The sequence below is a fragment of the Phycisphaerae bacterium genome (assembly GCA_024102815.1).
GTDB lineage: Bacteria > Planctomycetota > Phycisphaerae > UBA1845 > UBA1845 > JAGFJJ01.
Genome location: JAGFJJ010000057.1, coordinates 53,397 through 73,186, shown reverse-complemented (window position 1 = coordinate 73,186; position 19,790 = coordinate 53,397). Strand labels below are relative to the sequence as shown.

General features: G+C 62.9%; 13 protein-coding genes. 7 read left to right on the top strand and 6 right to left on the bottom strand.

The window, feature by feature from the left end; translation table 11 throughout:
* Window positions 1-223: 223 nt before the first annotated feature.
* Window positions 224-1,654, bottom strand: coding sequence for a signal recognition particle protein (gene ffh, locus J5J06_14225; protein MCO6438247.1), 1,431 nt, complete (start codon window positions 1,652-1,654; stop codon window positions 224-226).
* A 140-nt stretch (window positions 1,655-1,794) separates the two neighbouring features.
* Window positions 1,795-4,419: a tetratricopeptide repeat protein gene (locus J5J06_14220; GenBank protein ID MCO6438246.1), complete on the bottom strand. Its 2,625-nt coding sequence runs from the start codon at window positions 4,417-4,419 to the stop codon at window positions 1,795-1,797.
* A 438-nt stretch (window positions 4,420-4,857) separates the two neighbouring features.
* Here J5J06_14220 and J5J06_14215 point away from each other — a divergent pair, with 438 nt between their 5' ends.
* On the top strand, window positions 4,858-6,168 hold the full coding sequence (locus tag J5J06_14215) for a citrate (Si)-synthase (protein ID MCO6438245.1): 1,311 nt from the start codon (window positions 4,858-4,860) through the stop codon (window positions 6,166-6,168).
* A 1,078-nt stretch (window positions 6,169-7,246) separates the two neighbouring features.
* On the opposite strand, the gene hslV is transcribed toward J5J06_14215, so the two are convergent.
* Window positions 7,247-7,798, bottom strand: coding sequence for an ATP-dependent protease subunit HslV (hslV, locus tag J5J06_14210; protein ID MCO6438244.1), 552 nt, complete (start codon window positions 7,796-7,798; stop codon window positions 7,247-7,249).
* A 276-nt stretch (window positions 7,799-8,074) separates the two neighbouring features.
* Here hslV and J5J06_14205 point away from each other — a divergent pair, with 276 nt between their 5' ends.
* Window positions 8,075-8,599 (top strand): hypothetical protein, encoded by a 525-nt coding sequence (locus J5J06_14205; protein MCO6438243.1) that lies wholly within the window; start codon window positions 8,075-8,077, stop codon window positions 8,597-8,599.
* A gap of 32 nt (window positions 8,600-8,631) precedes the next feature.
* Here J5J06_14205 and J5J06_14200 read toward each other — a convergent pair whose 3' ends face one another.
* Both J5J06_14200 and J5J06_14195 read right to left on the bottom strand, forming a co-directional pair.
* Window positions 8,632-9,972 carry an amidohydrolase family protein gene (locus tag J5J06_14200; GenBank protein MCO6438242.1) on the bottom strand — a complete coding sequence of 447 codons (1,341 nt, stop codon included), beginning with the start codon at window positions 9,970-9,972 and terminating at the stop codon, window positions 8,632-8,634.
* Window positions 9,973-10,162: 190 nt separating this feature from the next.
* On the bottom strand, window positions 10,163-12,610 hold the full coding sequence (locus J5J06_14195; protein ID MCO6438241.1) for an O-antigen ligase family protein: 2,448 nt from the start codon (window positions 12,608-12,610) through the stop codon (window positions 10,163-10,165).
* Between the two features lie 140 nt (window positions 12,611-12,750).
* Between J5J06_14195 and J5J06_14190 the strand changes: the two genes are divergently transcribed.
* Both J5J06_14190 and J5J06_14185 read left to right on the top strand, forming a co-directional pair.
* Window positions 12,751-13,560 (top strand): hypothetical protein, encoded by an 810-nt coding sequence (locus tag J5J06_14190; protein MCO6438240.1) that lies wholly within the window; start codon window positions 12,751-12,753, stop codon window positions 13,558-13,560.
* 1 nt (window position 13,561) lies between these two features.
* Window positions 13,562-14,092, top strand: coding sequence for a hypothetical protein (locus J5J06_14185; protein ID MCO6438239.1), 531 nt, complete (start codon window positions 13,562-13,564; stop codon window positions 14,090-14,092).
* 7 nt (window positions 14,093-14,099) lie between these two features.
* On the opposite strand, the gene J5J06_14180 is transcribed toward J5J06_14185, so the two are convergent.
* Window positions 14,100-14,678, bottom strand: a complete 579-nt coding sequence (locus J5J06_14180; GenBank protein MCO6438238.1) for a hypothetical protein — start codon at window positions 14,676-14,678, stop codon at window positions 14,100-14,102.
* Window positions 14,679-14,988: 310 nt separating this feature from the next.
* Between J5J06_14180 and alaS the strand changes: the two genes are divergently transcribed.
* The 3 genes from alaS (at window position 14,989) to rpsU (ending at window position 19,743) form a co-directional block, all read left to right on the top strand.
* Entirely contained in the window at window positions 14,989-17,976 is a 2,988-nt protein-coding gene (alaS, locus tag J5J06_14175; GenBank protein ID MCO6438237.1) for an alanine--tRNA ligase, read from the top strand.
* 31 nt (window positions 17,977-18,007) lie between these two features.
* A complete protein-coding gene (hslU, locus tag J5J06_14170; GenBank protein MCO6438236.1) occupies window positions 18,008-19,351 on the top strand; it encodes an ATP-dependent protease ATPase subunit HslU in 1,344 nt (447 codons plus the stop codon).
* Window positions 19,352-19,551: 200 nt separating this feature from the next.
* Window positions 19,552-19,743, top strand: coding sequence for a 30S ribosomal protein S21 (gene rpsU, locus J5J06_14165; protein MCO6438235.1), 192 nt, complete (start codon window positions 19,552-19,554; stop codon window positions 19,741-19,743).
* Window positions 19,744-19,790 lie beyond the last annotated feature (47 nt).

Sequence of the window (19,790 nt, the reverse complement as noted above, 5' to 3'; positions counted from 1 at the left end):
GTACCCAAATGCCTGTGTCCCGCCGTGTTCGACCGAAGGGTCCGCGCAGCGTTTGGCGCGGCCGATCATCGTATAGAATACCGGATGCCCGTTCCAGCCGCTGTTGTTCCCAGGCGAGCGCGCCCCAGCCGCCGTTACGAATTCGATACGAGAATCATTCGGGGTCGTGCCCGGCGCTCGGACAAGAATCGACACCAGTCAGTGAATTGCTGTCGGCCGCCCATCACCTCTTGCGACGTTTGCGCTTGTCCTTCTTGCTCAACGTGCGCCGCGAGTCGGCCGTGGACCCTTTGAGTTTCGGCACCCCGCCGCCGGCCATCATCTTCGAGAACTGCGTCCCCATGCGCAGGCGCTGCCACATCGACTTGCCGCTCATCTCCTGCATCATCTTGCGCATGGGCATGAACATCTTCACGAGTTGGCTCACGTCCGATGGATCGCATCCCGCTCCGCGCGCAATTCGCCTTCGGCGCGAGGCCTCGATGAGCTTCGGATTCTCCCGCTCCTTGGGCGTCATCGACTGAATGGCCGCTTCCATGCGCACCAGCTCGCGCTCGTCGAAGTCGCCCAGGTCGCCCATCATGTCCCCCATGCCGGGGATCTTCTTGACGATGTCCTTGAGCGAACCCATCTGTCGCATCTTGCGAAGCTGGAGCATGAAGTCCTCGAGCGAAAACGCGCCCTTGGCCATGCGTTTCTCGAGCCGCGCCGCCTCTTCCGCGTCGTACTGACGCTGCGCCTGCTCCACGAGACTGAGCACGTCGCCCATCCCCAGGATTCGTCCGGCAACGCGGTCGGGACGGAATTCCTCCAGCGCGTCGAGCTTCTCGCCCACACCGACGAATTTGATGGGCTTGCTCGTGATCTTCTTGACCGACAGCGCCGCGCCGCCGCGCGTGTCGCTGTCGAACTTGGTGAGAATGCACCCGTCAAGCTCCAGTCGCTCGTTGAACGCCCGGGCCGTGCCCACGGCATCCTGACCCGTCATCGCGTCGAGCACGAGGTAGACCTGGTGCGGATTCGTCGCCTGCGCCACCCGGGCGACTTCCTGCATCAATTCGTCGTCGATCGCCAATCGACCGGCCGTGTCCAGGATGACCACGTCGCGATCCGTCTTCCGCGCCTGCTGCACGCCGTTGCGGCAGACCTTCACCGGGTTCTGCTGATCGCGTTCGACGTAAACCGGACAGCCGACCTGGATGCCGAGGACCTCCAGTTGGTCGATGGCCGCGGGACGCTTCAGGTCCGCCGCCACCATGATCGGGCGCTTGCCGCGCTCGATGAGCATCCGCGCCAGCTTGGCACACGTCGTGGTCTTTCCGGAGCCTTGCAGGCCCGCCAGCAGCAGGATCGTCGGACCGGGCGTCACGAACGGAATGCGCGGATCGACCGGCCCCATCAGGCGGACCAGTTCGTCGTGAACGATCTTGACCATCACTTCCGCGGGACGCAGCGACTGGATCACTTCCGCGCCGACGGCCTTCTGGGCAACCTCGTCGCAGAACTCGCGGGCGACTTCGAGATGGACGTCGGCCTCGAGCAGTGCGGTACGAATCTCCCGCATCACCTCGCGGACGTTCTCCTCGGTGATCTTTCCCCGACCACGAAGCCCGCGAAATATATTGCCCAGCCGTTCTGATAAGGCATCAAACATCGATGAACTTCCCGTTCCTGCTTCCCGCTCTGGCTTTGCCCTCTTGCTTTTGCCTGTCGCCTGATTCCTGTTGCCTGTTGCCTCTTTCCCGTTGCCTGTTGCCTTCTTTTGCGTCTCTGTAGTTGGAGACTTCTCGGTGGTCAAGAATCGCCCGTATCGGCCTGCACCTCGGCCGCCCCCTCGGTTTCCCCCATCCTCTCCGCCAGATCGGCAAGCTCCCGTGCCGCTTGGGCATCTCCCGGATTCCGAGCCAGGTACGACTCGAACGCGGTTTTCGCCTCGGCCAGACGGCCCAGACCGATCAGACAGCGCGCCTGGTAGAGGTACGTCCGCGCCAGCTCGGGGTTGAGGCGACGGGCCTCCTTAAGTTCGTCCAGCGCCTCCGCGTATGTACGCTCTCGGATCAGCGCCGCGGCGAGTTCGGCATGAGTCAGCGCCAGGTCGGGACGACGCTTGATCACCTCTCGAAATTGCTCGACCGCAGCCGGCAGGTCACCGCGCTCGGCGAGCGCCACGGCCAGGTTGTGCCGCGCGAAGACATCGTCCGGCGATTGCTCGAGCAATGTCGTATATTGCTCGATGGCATCGCCCGTCCGTCCCAACTCCTTGTACACCAGTCCGAGATTCAATCGCGCCTGGGGGAGTTGCGGATCGATTCCGACAGCCTGCTCGAGCTGCTCTCGGGCCGATTCGAGGTTCCCGCTTCGCGCCTCCACCTGCCCCAGGGCGACGCAAAGCAGCGCGGATTCCGGATGAACGGCCAGGCCCGTCGTCGCGGCCTTCCGCGCTTCATCCAATTCCCCCCGTGAAGCCAGCAAACTCGCCAGATTCCCGTACGCGGCGACGCTTCGCGATCCTTTGGCGATACCCTTCCGGAGCACGTCAATGGCTTCACCCTCGCGTCCCAGACCCGCCAGCACCGTCCCCATGTTGACATAAGCATCCAGGTAATCCGGCTTGAGTCGCACGGCTTCCCGCCATTCGGCCAGGGCCTCCTCGGGGTGTCCGAGCCGGGCGAGTACGCCGGCCAGCGAGAAGTGCGTACGCGGGTTGTCCGGATCAATATCGAGCGATTGCAGATAGCGCGGCAAGGCCCGCTCGAGTTCACCGGCGCGCTCGTAGGCCGCGCCGCGGAAGTAATGCCACTTGGCCAGGTCGGGCTCGTAGGGAACAAAGCGGATACTGAGAATGAGCCCCAGCAACGCCCACGCACCAGCCGTCGCAAAAAAGGCGCCTTTTCTCGACTGGGCCGCCTGCTTCCACACGGCCACCCCTGCCACGGCACAAAGCAGAATCAGCGCGGGAACCAGGGGCAGTCGGTAGCGCGTGGTGACGCTGAACAGCGCGAACGAAAGCCAATAGAACAAAACGAACAGCACCAGCAACACCGTAGTCGGCGCCACGGGCGAGCCGCACGCTTCAGCCTGCGCGGACGATCCTATTTGCCCGGGATGCACCCCCCGGCGCACCTCTTCACGATCTGCTGGGTGCGTCCCCTGACGCACCTCTTCGCGATCTGTAGGGTGCGTCCCCCGACGCACCTCCCCGCATGCATCTTGAAGAACCGGATTTCTCCGCCGCCATGCCAGCACGATCCCCACAATCGCCCCCGCCAGAATGGGCGTGAATCCGACCGGATCGCAGCGCAGCACGATCGATTCCTGCCGGGCGTAGTGCAGCTCCTTGTTGCTGTCCAGTTCCATCGGCCCCCAGAAAAACAGGAATTTCCTTCCGGTCAGTGCCAGCCAGTCCAGCGGATGATTGCGGATGTAGTCCCATGTCCTGCTCGTGAAATAGTGTGACACCTGCGATGCCGTCATCTCCCGGCCGGCCTCTCGTTCGACGCCTCGGTGGATGCGCGGGATATCGTACGTCGTCCACCCGTCGAGCCCGGTCAATTCTTCAAGCTCGGGCAGGTAACCATCAGCCAGACCCGTCGCATCGATGTTGTTACCGATGCGCAGTTGCATGCCTGCATTGCTGGAGATGAGCACGAATTCACGGGCCACCGCGAAGTTCCGGACCGTAACCGGAATGATCGGCAACACCGCACCAACCACAAGCCCCGCAACCACATCGAATCTAGCGCCGCGCGTTCTTCTGCCTGATGCCTGTTGCCCGTTGCCTGTAGCCTTCTTCAAATTCCACCAGCACCATGCCATCCCCACCGGAGCGAACAGCAGGATGTTCGGCCGCACAATTGCGAAAAGGCCGATGAGCACTCCGGCGGCAAGGCCCGCGAGGACCGAAGGCCTTCCCACCTGCCGAGCCAGAACGAGCAGGATCGCGCCCGCAAGGAGAACGAGAAGGGACACCTCGTGCAGTTCAGCTTCGTAATAGATGAACGGCCAGAACGTCGCCGCCAGCGCCGCGGCGGCCAGTCCCACGGGCGGTCCAAGCCAACTCCGCCCTAGCCGCCACAGGACCACGACCGTCCCGAGGCCGAACAGCATCTGGATCAGCCGCGCGGCCAGGTAGCTGTGCCCGAAAAGCGCGTAAACGCCGGCGAGAAAATAGGCGTACCCCGGCGGGCGGAAATAGGCCGTGTCCTTGATGTGCGGGTCAGTCTGCAGGCGATCCGACCAGACGCCGGTAGCTAACCCCACCGCCCATTCGTCGTGGTAGTCGGAATCGATGGCCGTAGGATGGGCGAAATCCGGTTCGCCGGTCAACTCGATCAGGTAGCTCGCGCGCAATACCAGACCTGACAACAGCACCGCAGCCAGCCAGATCCACTCGTCACGCCTCTTGACGCCCTTCTCCATTGGATCCGTTACGCCAGCACTGGTATTCGACGATTCCTGAATTCCTTTGAATTGGGAAGTCACTGCAGATTCACTTCAATGCCGAAAGCTCACGCCTTGTCTGCCCAGCCTGCGCGAAATCACGCAAATTCAAAGGGCTATTTGGCGCCCTGATTGTACGCCGGCCGGGGCCGTCGCGAAGGCTCGTCAGAGCCGCGGCGGGCGATAGCGCCCATCCTGCGGGCGCATTGTCGCGAATTCGCTGGCACCAGTATTGCCAACAAGTCCAACCGGCCGTCGGGCATTTTTTGAAAAAGAAATTTGTCAAGACAGCTCGATTTTTCAATTTCGGCGGTCTCCGAGCACCCGAACCGCCGTGATGAAATTCGACCAAGGACTCCAGATATCGTCCCGCGCGGGCGGGACGCATGCGGATACCATTTGAACGGGTGAGGCAACATGGCAACGCTGCAAGACGTATTACGCGAGAAAATCGGGGCCTATCGCCAGACCGTGCAGGCACTCCTCAGGGAACACGGCGACAAGGTGATTTCCCAGGTTACCGTCGCCCAGGCCTACGGCGGCATGCGCGGCGTAAAGGCCATGATCTGCGACACCTCGGTCGTCGAGGCTGATAAAGGCCTGATCGTCCGCGGGCGCCCGCTTCTGGACATCACCCACCTCTGGCCAGAGGAGATCTTCTTCCTGCTCCTCACCGGCGAGCTACCCGATGCGGAGGCCAAGCAGGCCCTTCAGCAGGAGTTCGATCGCCGCTCCCAGGTACCCGGGTACGTGTGGAACCTTCTCGAGGCCATGCCGGCCGACAGCCATCCCATGTGCATGCTGGATACGGCCGTGCTCGTCATGGAGCGGGAGAGCGCCTTCCGTCAATGGTACGCCAAGGGGATGCACAAGGACGAGTACTGGATCCCGATGCTGGAGGATTCGCTCAATATCCTCGCCCGGCTGCCGGTCATCGCCGCGGGGATTTACCGCATCCGCTACAAAGAAGGCAACGTGCTGCATTGGACGCACGGCCTGGATTACGGGGCCAACTACGCCAACATGCTCGGCCTGGCTGACCCCACAGGCAGCTTCGCCCAACTGATGCGCCTTTACCTGAACTTCCACGCCGACCATGAAGGTGGGAATGTTTCCGCCAACACGTGTCACACCGTGGGCTCGGCGCTGTCCGATGCCTACTACTCCGTCTCGGCCGGGTTGAACGGACTGGCCGGTCCGCTGCACGGGCTCGCCAATCAGGAGTGCCTCTCCTGGGTGTTGGAGACGATGGAGCGTTTCGATGGCGCCCCGACCGAGGATCAACTCCGCGAGTACGCTTTCAAGACGCTGCGCAGCGGGCAGGTGATTCCGGGGTACGGCCACGCCGTGCTTCGCGTGGTCGATCCGCGTTTCACCGGATTCCTGGAGTTCGGCAAGGAGCACTGCGCCAACGACCCGGTTTTCCAAACGGTCGAGCGTGTCTTCAACGTCATTCCCAAGGTGCTCAAGGAGTACTCCGACGAGCGCGTGAAGGAGGGCAAGAACCCCATCGCCAACATCTGGCCGAACGTGGACGCCGGTTCGGGCTCGCTGCTGTATCACTACGGCCTGACGGAGTTCCCCTACTACACCGTGGTCTTCTCCGTGTCGCGGACGATGGGCATGCTGGCGCAGCTCATTCTGAACCGCGCGTTGGGCACGCCCATCACCCGGCCGAAGTCCGTCTCGACGGAGTGGATGCAGAACACGGTGAAGGGGATGAAGTAAGAAGGCAATAGGCAATAGGCAATAGGCAAGAGGACGCAGGAAGAGAAGCGCGGGACTCGCAAAGTCGCAGCGGCGAATACTCAGTTGCGACGGCGGGCACGGCCCGCCCTACCTACTGTATCGCGCCATCGGGACGCCCATCACCCGGCCGAAGTCCGTCTCGACGGAGTGGATGCAGAATACGGTGAAGAATACGAAGTAGGCACGGAGGCCCAAAGGCACGAAGCAGAAACGACTTTGCCGGACTTCGACGGCCGGGCATACGAGGACTTGGATGATACCGGATGCCGAGAGTGCAGGCCGTGCACCGGCACTCGAGGTAGAGAGTGCATCAAACCCCCTCTGCCCAACTTGTGGCGAATCCGAGTTGGTCCAGGCTTACGTTTCGAGCCGCTTTCTTTTGTCGCGGCAGGTGGGTGCCCGCTGCCTGGTGTGTGGAGAACGGTTTCCGGTTAGCAAAGCTATATTCGCAAACCTCCGCAAGGCAACGCTGGGTGAGCCGTACGAGACAATCGCGGACAAATACGAATACATGCTTGCCTCGCCCATGCGTCCGTTGCATGCTGGCTTGACTGCCGGAGGGATTCTGCTTGGCCTCGGATTGGGTGGCGCGCTGGCGATGCAATTCGATAAACCTACGCTGGCGGCAGTCTTCTTTCCGATTGCGCTCCTATTCTGGTGGATTGGCCGTTGGCTGAATCCACCCGTTGAGCGAGTACCCGGAAAATGTCCCAAGTGTCGGTATGACTTGCGAGGTCTCCCAGGGCACAGGTGTCCCGAGTGCGGGCGACCATTCGAGGAAGAAGAGTCTGGCTAGATCGCGAACGCCCTTCGACGATCCCCTTCCCTCGGGCGCGGCGCCCGGGCCGATTTGTTGTATCACGGAAGGCGCGTTCGGCTTCAATAGAGAATTGAGCCGGCCACGAACACCAACTGAATCAAGATAACTAAAATTACGATTGTCCAAATTAGCCTACTGCCCTTGGACATCCCAAGCTCCCAGTTTCCCACTTGGATCTGAAAACTCAGTTCACTGGCGAGCATCTTACCGCGCGAGCTTGGGTCGGGGCATTATAATTCACTTCAGTGTCTCTACGATGATCTCGTGGTTCGTGAAGACGCAGATGTCGGCGGCGATGTGCATGGCCTTTTCGACGATGGTCGCCGCGCCGAGTTCGGTGTTATCCATGAGGGCGCGCGCGGCCGCCATGGCGTACATGCCGCCGGAGCCGATTCCCAGCACGCCGTCGCTGGGCTCGATCACGTCGCCCGACCCGCCGATCATCAGGGTCACGTCGGCTGTGACCACGACCAGCAGCGAGCGGAGCTGCCGCAGGGCCTTGTCGGTCCGCCACTGCTTGGCGAGCTCGATGGCGGCGCGGCGGACGTTGGTGCGGTGCTGATTGAGGTGGGTCTCGAAGCGCTCCAGCAGGGCGAAGGCGTCGGCCGTGCCCCCCGCGAAGCCGCAGAGGACGGTGCCCTCGGCCAGGGAGCGGATCTTGCGGGCGTCGCGTTTGATCCGCGTTTTGTCCAGCGTAACCTGTCCGTCGCCACCGATGGCCACCTCGCCGCCGCGGCGGACGGTGAGAATCGTGGTGGAGCGAATCGCGGGATCGAGTTCGTCGTGCATGGGGTAACCTCCTGAGCGGAGCGACGGTATAACGGGAGGCGGGCGTTGGCAACCGGCGGGCGGGCGCCCGTTGGGACGGTGAGCAAATCCGGGTGAATCGTGGCGGACGGGACGAGCCGGATCGACACTACCGCGCAGTCAAGAGGTGCATCGAGATGCACCCAATGTGGCTACGGCGCAGGGCGGAGTCCGACGGTTGCGCGCAGTCAAGAGGTGCATCAAGATGCACCCTACCTGGCTGCAAATCCAAGCACGCCGACCAGGGAAGATCGCACCTTGAAGACGAACCCGAGCAGCTATGTGTCGCGGATCGGAGTAACTTCCTGCCGATCCGCCGTTGCGCTGTTTGTTCTAGCACTCGCCGGATGCCAGGGATCTTCGTCGCGGGTTGCGCCCGCACCGGTGCCCAGCGCGACTGCTTCGTCGAACGAGAATGCGGCGGGCGATGCGTCACCGGTCAAGTCAGAGCAAGTCGATGACCAAACTCACGAGCGGGAGCTGGCCGCGGCGCTGGCCGTGCTCGAGGCGCAGACCGATCCCGGTTGGCTTACGGTCACGGACATTGCCGACGGGGCTGAAGGCGGCTGGGCGACGGGCGATTTTGATGAGGAGCGCAACCGGCTGGTCATCGACACGGAGAACGTCACGGGATTCGCGGTGGACATGAGCCGGGTGCCGGTCGATTGGGGCAAGCTGGTCGTGCTTCGGCTGGACGGCCGCAACAGCGAGCTCCGCAAGCGTGACGCGGCGGTTTATCAATTCGTGATTGACGCGGAGGGGCGCTGGGTGGTGAAGGAGTAGGCGAGTGGTGCGTCAAGATGCACCCTACTTGGCTAGGGCAGCGTGTACTTGTAGATTTTGCCGTCCTTCATGATGATGACGAAATTCGTGCCGGCATCGGCCACAAGGTCGAGGTCTTCCAACGGGTTGCCGTCGACCAGAATGAGGTCTGCCAGCGCGCCTTCCTTGATGACACCCAGTTCGCCGGGGTATGGATCGCGCGGACCGCACAGTTTGAGGAGCTGCGCGTTGTCGTGCGTCGCCATCTTCAGCGCCTCGTGGGGCGTGTACCACTTCTGCAGCTTCGCCAGGAACTTGCCCTGCTTCGCGGTGAGGGCTCCATCAAACAGCAGATCGGTGCCGAAGGCAGTTTTGACCTTGTACCTCTTGGCGAGCCCGATGGCCTCGTCCAAGCCGGAAACACACCGCTCATACTTGGCCGTGCTGATGGGGCTCTCGAACTTGAAGGCGTCCTCGCCATGGGCGTCCATCGGCTGCATGCTCCACCACACACCCTTTTCCGCCATCAGTTTGGCCGTGTCCTCCTCGATGAAGAAGCCGTGTTCGACGGAAAGTGCGCCGGCTTCGATCCACATCTGGATAGCCGCATCCGTGTTGGCATGGATGGCCACATAGGTATTCCAGGTCTTGGCGACGTCACATATCGCCTTCGCCTCTTCGAAGGTGTACTCCGTGACATCGAGCGGGTCGTACAGGGAGCTCACGCCGCCCCCGGCATGGGCCTTGATCTGGCTGGCACCCATGCGCAAGGCCTCGCGGGTGCGCTTGATCACCTCCGGCACCCCGTCGGCGATCAAGGTGTGTCCGATTCTCTGCGTATAGTCGAGCGGAGTCCCCGGATTCTCCGGCACATCGTTGAAGCCGCGGAAGTCGCCGTGCCCGGAGGTCTGGCCGATGTACGGCCCAGAGGGGTAGATCCGCGGGCCTTTGGCTAGGCCCGCCTCAATAGCGTTCTTGACCCCAAACACATTGCCGCCAACATCGCGCACGGTGGTGAAGCCGCGCAACAACGTCTCGCGCGACGATTCGGCGGCCGCGATGCTGAGGTATCCGAAGTTAGCGTTCATGATTTTGCTGATTGGCCAGAAGCAGAACATCGTGTGCCAGTGGGCGTCGATCAAGCCGGGCATCAGCGTCCGTCCGCCGCCATCGATGACTGTCGCACCGTCCGCGGTGATTGGCTTGGTCGAAACGGTCTTGATAAGGTTGCCCTCGATCAGGACGTTCGCGTTCTCAATCCGGGCCTCGTTCAAGCCGTCGAAGACATGGACGTTGGTGAAGAGCGTCAGGTGCGGTTCAGTGTGCTGTGCCGACGCCACTGCACCCAAGGCGGCTGTGGCGAGTGCTGCGAGCGATGTCAGTGTGCGAATCATGCAGTCCTTCCTTTACATCTACGTGGTTGCGACGAGAAACAGTATACCGATCCCAACGATCATCGCGCCTCCCGTGACGCGTAGCCATGCGGCAAGACGGATGCCTGAACGCTCGCTGCGGCCGATTCGGCGGTCCAGCACACGCCTGCCGAGAATCGCTCCGACACCGGGCCGGGTAGGCTGCTCAATGCTACTCGCCTCGGGCCGGCATTGTCATTTCCGCAATGGCCTTCTCGACTCGTTCGACCTCGCGCTGCGGGAGGCGGTTGAACTCCGCCCACGGCGGGCGGGAGCGGTCCATGTCCAGGGCGGCGCGGTAGTGCTCGACGGCGCGGGCACGAAGATCCGCCGCGTTCATGCCATCCGCGGCCCCGCGCTCGATGTCGGCCAGGAGGATCAGGGATTCGGGACTTTCGGGGTAGAGGCGCAGGGCGGCTTCCGCAGCGGCGACGGCGGCGCGGTAGTCCTTCTCGTCGCCGGTGCGATTGCCCAGGGCCATGTCGATGCGGGCCAGGCGACGACGGGAGGACAGATCGTACGGATCGCGCGTGACGCGGGCCATTCGTAGCGCCTGAAGGGCATATTGGCGGGCGGCGTCATTCTCCGGCGGGATCGATTCCGCGAGGGAGAAGAGCCAGAGCGAACATTCCCGCAACGCCGTGGAGTCGAAGGGATCGAGGTCGGCGGCACGTTGGAACGCGGGATAGGCGGGATGATAGAGGGGCTCGCCGGAATAGGGTTCGGCCGTCAGTCGTCGCGCCTCGGCCAAGGCGTGCGCTGAGCATGCGACGGGGATGAGACCGAGAAAGATCGCGGCAAACGCGAGGGCGCCGGTTACGTAGGGCAGCGGCGAGGTTCGACGAAGGTAGGCCATCGCGGAGCTCACTGTGCCAGGTTTTGGCGGCCTAGTGTTCGCGCAGGCTAAAGCCTGCTGCTCAGAAGAGGCGTTCGTGCGACGTGTGGACAGCGCCAATCCGAGGAAGGCGAAGAACGTCGTTGCGGAACCGGGCACGAACAAGGAGAAGTTGATCAGGTCGCTCACGAGAAAGGCGAACAGCCCGACGGCGATGGCGAGATCGAATTGAATGACGCGCGGGGCGACGCCGTCGTTCGCGATGCGGGTTGAGGGCGGCGCGATCGCAGGGGCTGCCGTTCTCGGCATCGCGACCATGATGAATCCGATGGCGAAGGACAGGGCCGCCAGTACGGAGTTGTAGTAGAGAAACGCGAAATTTTCGGAGCCAAGCAACGGAAGGCGGAGCAGCGTGATCGAGGCAATCAGGAGGCACATCCAGATGACGGCTCGGCGGGGAGAATCGAGCGCGGTGAGCGGAGTATCCTTGCTGATCCCCCCTGCGGAGGTTCGGACATCCCTGGGGTCGGCGTCATTTGCTTCCGGTGACGGGGGCGGATTGGCTCGTGGTCGGGTCACGGCGTTGACGCCGGCGACGAGAAGGACGATCGCGCCGGCCAGGCCCAGAAGGCCCCAGTCCGCGGCGAACTGCACCAGGAAATTGTGTGGATTGCTCACTTCTTCCGGACTGGCGATGGACTTGTACTGGAGGTAGTGCCGGCCGAAGTTCTCCCGCCCCACGCCGGTCAACGGATGGTCGGCGATCATCCTGGCGGCGGCGGTCCAGTATTGCCAGCGAAAAGTCAGTGACATGCTGGGGAAGGATTGGCGGATCAGCCCCCAGGAGATGAACGCGACCGCGGCCGCGAGCGCGACGCCCCAGCCGATGCGCAGGGCGAGTCGCCGGTGACGCGCGATCCATGATCGGAGCGCGATAACGACGATCCATAGTGCCAGCCCCGCGACACCTGCGAGCATGGCGCCGAGGCTTCCCGTAAAGGCGAGTGTGCCAACCAGTGCCGCGGCAAGCGCCGTGGAGCCCAAGGCGAGCAGCAACTGCGGCGCGGCGCGAGATGCGACGGCCACGCGCCAGCGGTCCAGTGCTGCACCGGCCGCGGCAAAGACGCAGAGCAGGAAGTACGACGCGGCGACGTTGCTGTGGGGGAAGCTCGCCTGAATCTCGCGGGAGTTTGCCCGGCGTTCGAAGAGCTCGATACGCCCGTCGCCGGGCTGGATTCCCTGAGCCGCCCAGAACTCGGCCTTGTGCTGCTGGTATTGGGCCCAGGTGTCCTCGAAACCGCGGTATTGCTCGACGCCGGTGGCGACCTGCGTCGCGGCTGCACCGAGGATCGCGGCGAGGAGCAGGCGACGCTGGCCGTCGCGGCGCAGGAGGTCCGCCAGGGTCAGGGCGAGAATCGGCAGGCAGAGCCAGTCGATCGCCCCATTGATGGCGAGGCGCTTCTGGCCGGCGAATACGCACGAGATCAGCGCCGCGAACGCGCAGAGCGCGAGGCCCCACTCGAGGCCGGGCCAGCGAGGACGTCTGCTGCGTTCCATTCGGTGGGCAACGAGGGAGGCGCAGGCGGCAAGAAGAATGCTCACGTCGAGAACGAGCGTCCGCACGGGCGTCGGGTCGGCAATCTGTGAGATTGCTGACCCGAATGGGCTCCGCGCCGTGTCGTACGACTCGGCGATCATCGGGCGAAGGGATACGACGAGCACGAGCACGACCAGCGAAAGGAATCGCAAGCCAGCGGCGGTTGTCTGAGCGTGGGCACGTGGCATCGACTCGGGTCACTTTCGAAATCGCACTGATTGCCGATCGGGCATTGGAAACGCCGCGGGTCGGAAATACAATCGCGCCAAGTCCTCTCACCACAAGAGGGGCCGAGGCATCCATCACGCGGCGGGTTCAGGGGCGGAACATGGCAGATCAACAAGGCCGACGCAATGTGCCCGCTGTGCTGCTCGCTCTGGGACGAGAGCCGATGCCGCCGACGATTTCCGCGGACGGCAAAACTTACCGTCTCCGACAGGTCTTCAAGCACGATTTCTTCGCCGCTACTGCCATGTACGAAGGAGATACGGGCAAAGTTGTGCTGAAAATCAACCGTCGGGCACGATTCTTCGGGTTCCCGCTCCGGTGGGTGGGCCGGTGGCTGGCTAACCGGGAAGCCGGCGCGTTGGGTAAGCTGCACAGAGTCGACGGCGTACCGCGGCTTGTCGATCATTACGAACGCACCGGCCTGGTCCGCGAGTACATCGCCGGGCACGCCCTCCGCAAGGGAGAGCATGTCGCCGATGATTTCCACGCCCGGCTGCGCGAAATCGTGGGCGAAGTTCACCGCCGCGGCATGGCCTACGTCGACCTGGAGAAGTGCGAGAACGTGCTCGTCGGGGACGACGGCCGGCCTTATCTCATCGACTTTCAGATCGCCTGGCATTGGCCGCGTCGCTGGGGCGGCGAGCTCTGGCCGATCACGAGCCTGCGGCGATTCTTCCAGCACGGCGACTTATACCACCTTCGGAAACTTCAGCGACGTACCCGGCCGGACCAGCTATCGGCCGAGGAACTCGCTGACAGCTACCGCCGCCCGTGGTACGTTCGCCTGCATCGGGCGCTGACCTGGCCGTTCACCTGGCTGCGACGGACCATCCTCGAACGTGTGGACCCTCGGCGCGGGCCGGGGGAGCGAGGACGAGTCTCGGACAACGAAACTGTAAGGACGATTTGATATGGCCCTATCCGGCGACGACCGCATGTCCATCGACGAGTTTCGCGAATACATCGAAGACGCCGTCGCCGCCGATGAGCGGTACGGAGCGGCCATGCGCTGGGAGAGCCCTGACGGCTCCGTGCTCTCCTCGCGATTCGATGCCGAGTCCGATTGCTGGTTCGAGGTCGCGGTGTTACCCACGGCCCTGACCGTTCAGGTCGGTCTGCTCACGACCGACGCCGACCGCGAAGCGGAGATCAAGCAGGCCATATCAGAGATGGAGGGTGGTGCGTCGGCGATGCTGGGGGAGAGTTTTGCGGATGCGGGACTCGATTGGCCCGACCCGCCGATCGAAATCGGCCGCTCGCCGGATGGCGCCTTCTGCGTTTTTACCACGGCCGCGCTGGACGAGATTGCCGATCTCGATTCGTCGGAAGTCCGGGACCGAGCGGTGAGGATGCTCGAAGGCTATCTGATCGCTTTCGGAACGCTGCTCGAACCCTTGGACGAATTCGAAACGGTCGACGAGGAAGAAGAAGAGGAGGAATAAGAACGACTCATTCCGCGACCGTGAACCGCGTCGCGGCCAGCACCTTCTTGTCCACGGCGTCGCCTTCCACCGAAGCGGCCAAGACATAATCACCGGGAGGCAGCGCTCCAATGGACTCGACCTCCGTCTTCTGAGGCTGCTTCGTCACAATGAACGCCGGACCCGGATCGGCCAGCGAGTACACCGTCCCCGGCTGAAACGTCCCGGCGACACCGGCCAACCCGTAGAACACGGATTCTCCAGAAGGCAGGTTGTCTCCCTGCAGGGCAAAGTTGGCGTTGACGTTCTCGCCCAGGAGTTCGGGAATCACCACAAGTCGGAACGTCGGCGTGCTCGATACCGGTTTCTCGATGAACCACTGGATCTGCGGAATACCGGTCTGCTCGTCGGTGCGGAATTCCCCTTCTTTCCCATCGACGAGAATCCACGCGGCCGGGCGACGCTCGTCATCGGTGCTCGGCTCCCCCCGCCCCGCCCGGGTCGTGGGATTGTCCACCATGGTGTAGCGGATATGGCGATTCGCGCCGCAGCCGCCAAGTAGATAAGCACCCACCAGCAGAACACCGACCCAGTAGACCCTGCGCATGGCTCAGTCCCTTGCGAAGAACGCCGTAATCCACCCACCGCGCCGTGGGTGCCGCTCCGGGCTCGATGGGGCTGCCCGGGAGTTTAGGACGCTAAAGACGAGGGCAACGCGTGTCAAGATTTCAGGACCGTCCTGACCGCGCGATTCGCGGCAAACGCGTCGATCGGGTATACCTTCCACCCCGGAATTGGAGCATCGAGAAGGCTCGGCCCAGGTGGGCTCAAAACGGCGTGCCATCGCCCGCAGCGGGGATCGGATGTCCCTGCCGGTGCCACCGAACTTGATTCCGCTCGACAGACGGTCCATCAATATGCAGTCCCGACAGATTCGACAGCAGTTCCTGGATTTCTTCCGTTCCAAGGACCACGCGATCGTGGATTCGTCTCCGGTCGTGCCCTTCGACGACCCCACGCTCATGTTCACCAACGCGGGGATGAACCAGTTCAAGGACGTGTTCCTCGGCACCGGTTCGCGCCCTTACCGGCGCGCGGCCGACACCCAGAAGTGCATCCGTGCCGGCGGCAAGCACAACGACCTCGACGACGTCGGACAGGATACCTATCACCACACCTTCTTCGAAATGTTGGGGAACTGGTCTTTCGGTGACTACTTCAAGAAGGAGGCCATCGAGTGGGCGTGGGAGCTGCTCACGGCAGTCTGGGGCATCGACAAGTCACGCTTGCACGCGACCTACTTTGAAGGCGACGCCCACGACGGCCTCGAACCGGACAGCGAGGCGGCCGCGCTATGGCGTACGGTGACGGACATCGATCCGTCGCACATCCACCCGGGCAACAAGAAGGACAACTTCTGGGAGATGGGCGATACCGGACCGTGCGGGCCGTGCAGCGAGATTCACATTGACCTGACTCCAGACAAGTCGGGGGCCGGTTTGGTCAACAAGGGCGACGCCCGCGTAATGGAAATCTGGAACCTGGTGTTCATCCAGTTCAACCGCGGGGCCGACGGCAAGCTCAGTCCCCTGCCCGCACGCCACGTGGACACGGGCATGGGCTTCGAGCGACTCTGCGCCGTGCTCCAGGGCATGGAGCGAAACAAGCTCGGCAAGGTGAGCAACTACGACACGGACGTGTTCACGCCGATCTTCGAGGCGATCCGCAAGCGGACGGGGGCGCCGCCGTATGCGGGAACACTGCCAAGCCATGAAGCGACGGAGCCACGGAGCCACGAAGGGGAAGAAATCGGCCGATCCGACCTCCAAAGTCCCAAATCTGAAATCGACCAGATCATGGTCGACGTGAGTTATCGCGTGATCGCGGATCACGTGCGCTGCCTTACCTTCGCCCTGACCGACGGGGCCATCCCCTCGAACGAGGGTCGCGGGTACGTCCTGCGGCGCATCCTCCGCCGGGCGGTGCGCTACGGCCGGCAGTACATGAACATGCACGAGCCGTTCGTGTGCGATCTCGTCGAGCCGCTCGTTGCGCACATGGGCGACTTCTTCCCGGAGCTGCGCGTCGGCCCGGTGCCGGCGACGCCACGCGATAATGCGAAGTACATCGCGGAGATGATACGTGACGAAGAAGCGTCGTTTCTGCGGACGCTCGATCGGGGCATGCGCCTGTTCGCCGAAGCGGCCGACCACGCCGAGCGTCACCACCACGGCAAGATCCGTGGCGACGACGCCTTCAAGCTTCACGACACCTACGGATTCCCCATCGACCTGACCGAGCTCATGGCCGAAGAGCGGGGGCTGACGATCGACATCGGGGAATACGAGAGGTTGATGGAAGGGGCGAGGGAGAGGGCAAGAGGAGCGGCGTCCGAGGGCGGACCGGACCAATGCTCTCTAATGGAGATTGTCAAATCAGGAACTGTTCCTTACACACGCTTTCTTGGCTATTCGTCGTTAGAGGTCGCTTCTAGTTCGTTTGTAAAGATATTCGTGGCTCGGGGCAACGGCTACTTCCCAGAAGTCGCCAACGAAGGAGATCAGGTGGCCATCGCGGTGACCGAGTCGCCTTTTTATGCAGAATCTGGCGGGCAGGTTGGTGACCGCGGCGAGATTGTCCTTCCGGAAGGTAGAGTGAGTATACGAAGTACGATTCGCGTCGGCGACGTTCATTTTCATATTGGATGCGTGAAAACAGGTACCATTCACGACGAGGATGCGACAGAAGTTCACTTGTATGTAGATGGGGAAACTCGGGAGTTCACGACAAAGAACCACACGTCCACGCACATCCTCAACTGGGCCTTGCGCGAGGTGCTGGGCAGTCACGTGCAGCAGAAGGGATCGCTGGTCGATCCCGAGAAGACCCGATTCGACTTCTCCCATCCCAAGGCCCTGACGCCCGAGGAGATCGAGAAGATCGAGCAGCTTTGCAACAAGCAGGTGGCGGAAGATCAAAAGGTGTACACCGACGAGGTCGAACAGAAAGCGGCCTTGAAGATTAATACACTCCGCGCCGTGTTCGGAGAGAAATACCCCGACGTGGTTCGCGTGGTGTCCATCGGGGCCCCCATTTCCGAGGAAAACGCGAAGCAGGCCGGCGCGTCCGACTGGCTCATGAAGAGCCCCACGGACCCCAAGTGGATGCAATACTCCGTCGAGTTCTGCGGCGGGACGCACCTGAAAAACTCGCGCGAGGCCGAGCGCATTGTCATCACCGAGGAGGAAGCGGTGGCCAAGGGCGTGCGACGCATCGTCGCGGTCAGCGGCGAGACGGCGAAGAGAGCCGTGGCATATGGCGAGGAGCTGCTCGCCATTTGTGATGAGCTGGACAACGTCGCGCGACAGGGCGCGCCCGATCTGCCCACACGGGTCGCCGCCCTCCAGCAGAAGATCGGCGAACTTCCCGTACCGCTTCTTGTTCGACATACAATCCAGCAACGCATCACCGACGTGCAGAAGGTCGTCAAGCAGCAGGCGAAGTCGGCAGCCGCGGACGCCGGATCGGCCGTGATGGATCGCGTCGAGGAGTTGCTCGGCGGCGCGACCGAAACGGGCGGTGTGAAGGTCGTGATCGGTGAGGTACCAGCGGCCCAGGCCGATGCTCTTCGCGGCGCGGTGGATTGGGTCCGCCAGAAGACCTCCGCCTCGGCCGTCGTGCTGGGATTCGCCGACGAGGGCAAGGTGACCCTGCTGGCGGGGATGAGCAAGGCCGTGGTGGAACGCGGGATCAAAGCCGGCGATGTCATCAAGGAAATCGCCCCGCTGGTGGGCGGCAAGGGCGGCGGTCGTCCCGACATGGCCCAGGGGGGCGGAACCGATCCGGCCGGTCTGAGCAAGGCCCTCGATCGCGCCCGCGAATTCATCACCGGCAAGATGTCATGAGCGTCCGCGAGGACGAATCACGAAAGAGAACATGAGCGAACTGACACCCAAGGAAATCGTCGCCGCGCTCGACCGTTACATCATCGGGCAGGACAAGGCCAAACGCGCCGCGGCCGTTGCCATTCGTAACCGCTGGCGGAGGCAACAGCTTCCCGAAGAGCTGTCCAACGAGGTGATGCCCGCGAACATGATCCTGATCGGCCCGACCGGCGTGGGGAAGACGGAGATTGCCCGGCGACTGGCGGGACTGGTCAACGCGCCGTTCATCAAGGTGGAAGCGACGAAGTTCACCGAAGTCGGCTACCACGGGCGCGACGTGGAGAGCCTCATCCGCGACCTCGTGGAACTGGCCATTCACATGGTCCGGACGGAGCAGACGGAAGTGGTCCGCGCCGAAGCCGATCGCCTGACCGAAGAACAACTTCTCGACGCATTGATTCCCGCCACGGAGGCGGATCGGTCCGTCTCCGAAGGCGACGGGGACATCGCCGAGCGACGCCGCCGGAATCGAGAAAAGCTTCGCGCCCAACTCCGCGCGGGCGACCTCGAGGAGCGCATGGTCGAGATTCGAGTGGAGACGCGGGCGGCGCCGACGGGCATCATGGCCACGGTGGGGATGGATCAGCTCGACCCCGACTTTCAGAGCTTCATGGAGAAGCTGATGCCGACGCAATCCAAGCTGCGCTCGATTCCCATTCGCGAGGCGCGGGGCATCCTCTTCCAGCAGCAATGTGACCGCCTCATCGATCGGGAGAAGGTGCAGGAGATTGCCCTGCGGCGGACGGAGACCTCGGGGCTCGTGTTTCTTGACGAGATCGACAAACTTGCCGGACCGAGCTCGCAGCATGGGCCGGATGTCTCCCGGCAGGGCGTGCAGCGCGACCTGCTGCCCATTATCGAGGGCTGCACGGTCACCACGCGATACGGGCCGGTCCGGACGGACCATATTCTTTTTATTGCCGCGGGGGCGTTCCATGCCACCAAGCCCAGTGAGCTCATGCCCGAGCTCCAGGGCCGGTTACCCATCCGCGTCGAGCTCGACGCGCTCAGCCGCGACGACTTCATCCGCATCCTCCGCGAGCCGGAAAACGCCCTTACCAGGCAGCAAATCGCCCTGCTCGGCACGGAAGGCGTCACGGTCAAATTCACGGACGACGCCATCGTCGCCCTGGCCGACATCGCCCAGCGGGTAAACCAGTCGACGGAGAACATCGGCGCCCGCCGGCTGATGACCATCATGGAAAAGCTGATGGAAGACCTCAGCTTCGAGGCCCCCGACCGAGCCGGGGAAACGGTGGTCATAGACGCGGCCAAGGTGAACGAACGCCTCGCGGACGTGAGCCAGGACGCCGACCTGAGCCGATTTATCCTGTGACGCGCAGATTCCGTAAGATAGGCAGGAAGGGCATTTCGGATAATTTATCGGACCTTGCAGAGCAAGGCTCGTTGTCCTTGACGCGATCGTCTTGACCACTGGCGGCCGGCTGCAATCCGCCTTACAATGCCCCGCCCCCGTGGGAACGGGATCGGGTTTGAGGTAACGAGCGGCATTCGATTTCAGATTGAGGAGGACCCTTGGTAAAGATCAGACCCCGAGGCAACGAGTCGATCCAGCAGATGCTCAAGCGTTTCAAGCGCCTCTGTCAGCGCGAAGGCCTCACGCGCGACATGAAGCGCCACAGCTATTACGAAAAGCCCTCCGAGCGGAAGCGTCGTCAATCGCGAAAGATGGCCCGCAAGGCCGAACGCGACGATCTTCCCCGCTAGGCCCCTACTCTCCACGCTCCTGCCGAGCAGCACGCGGCCGGTTTCAA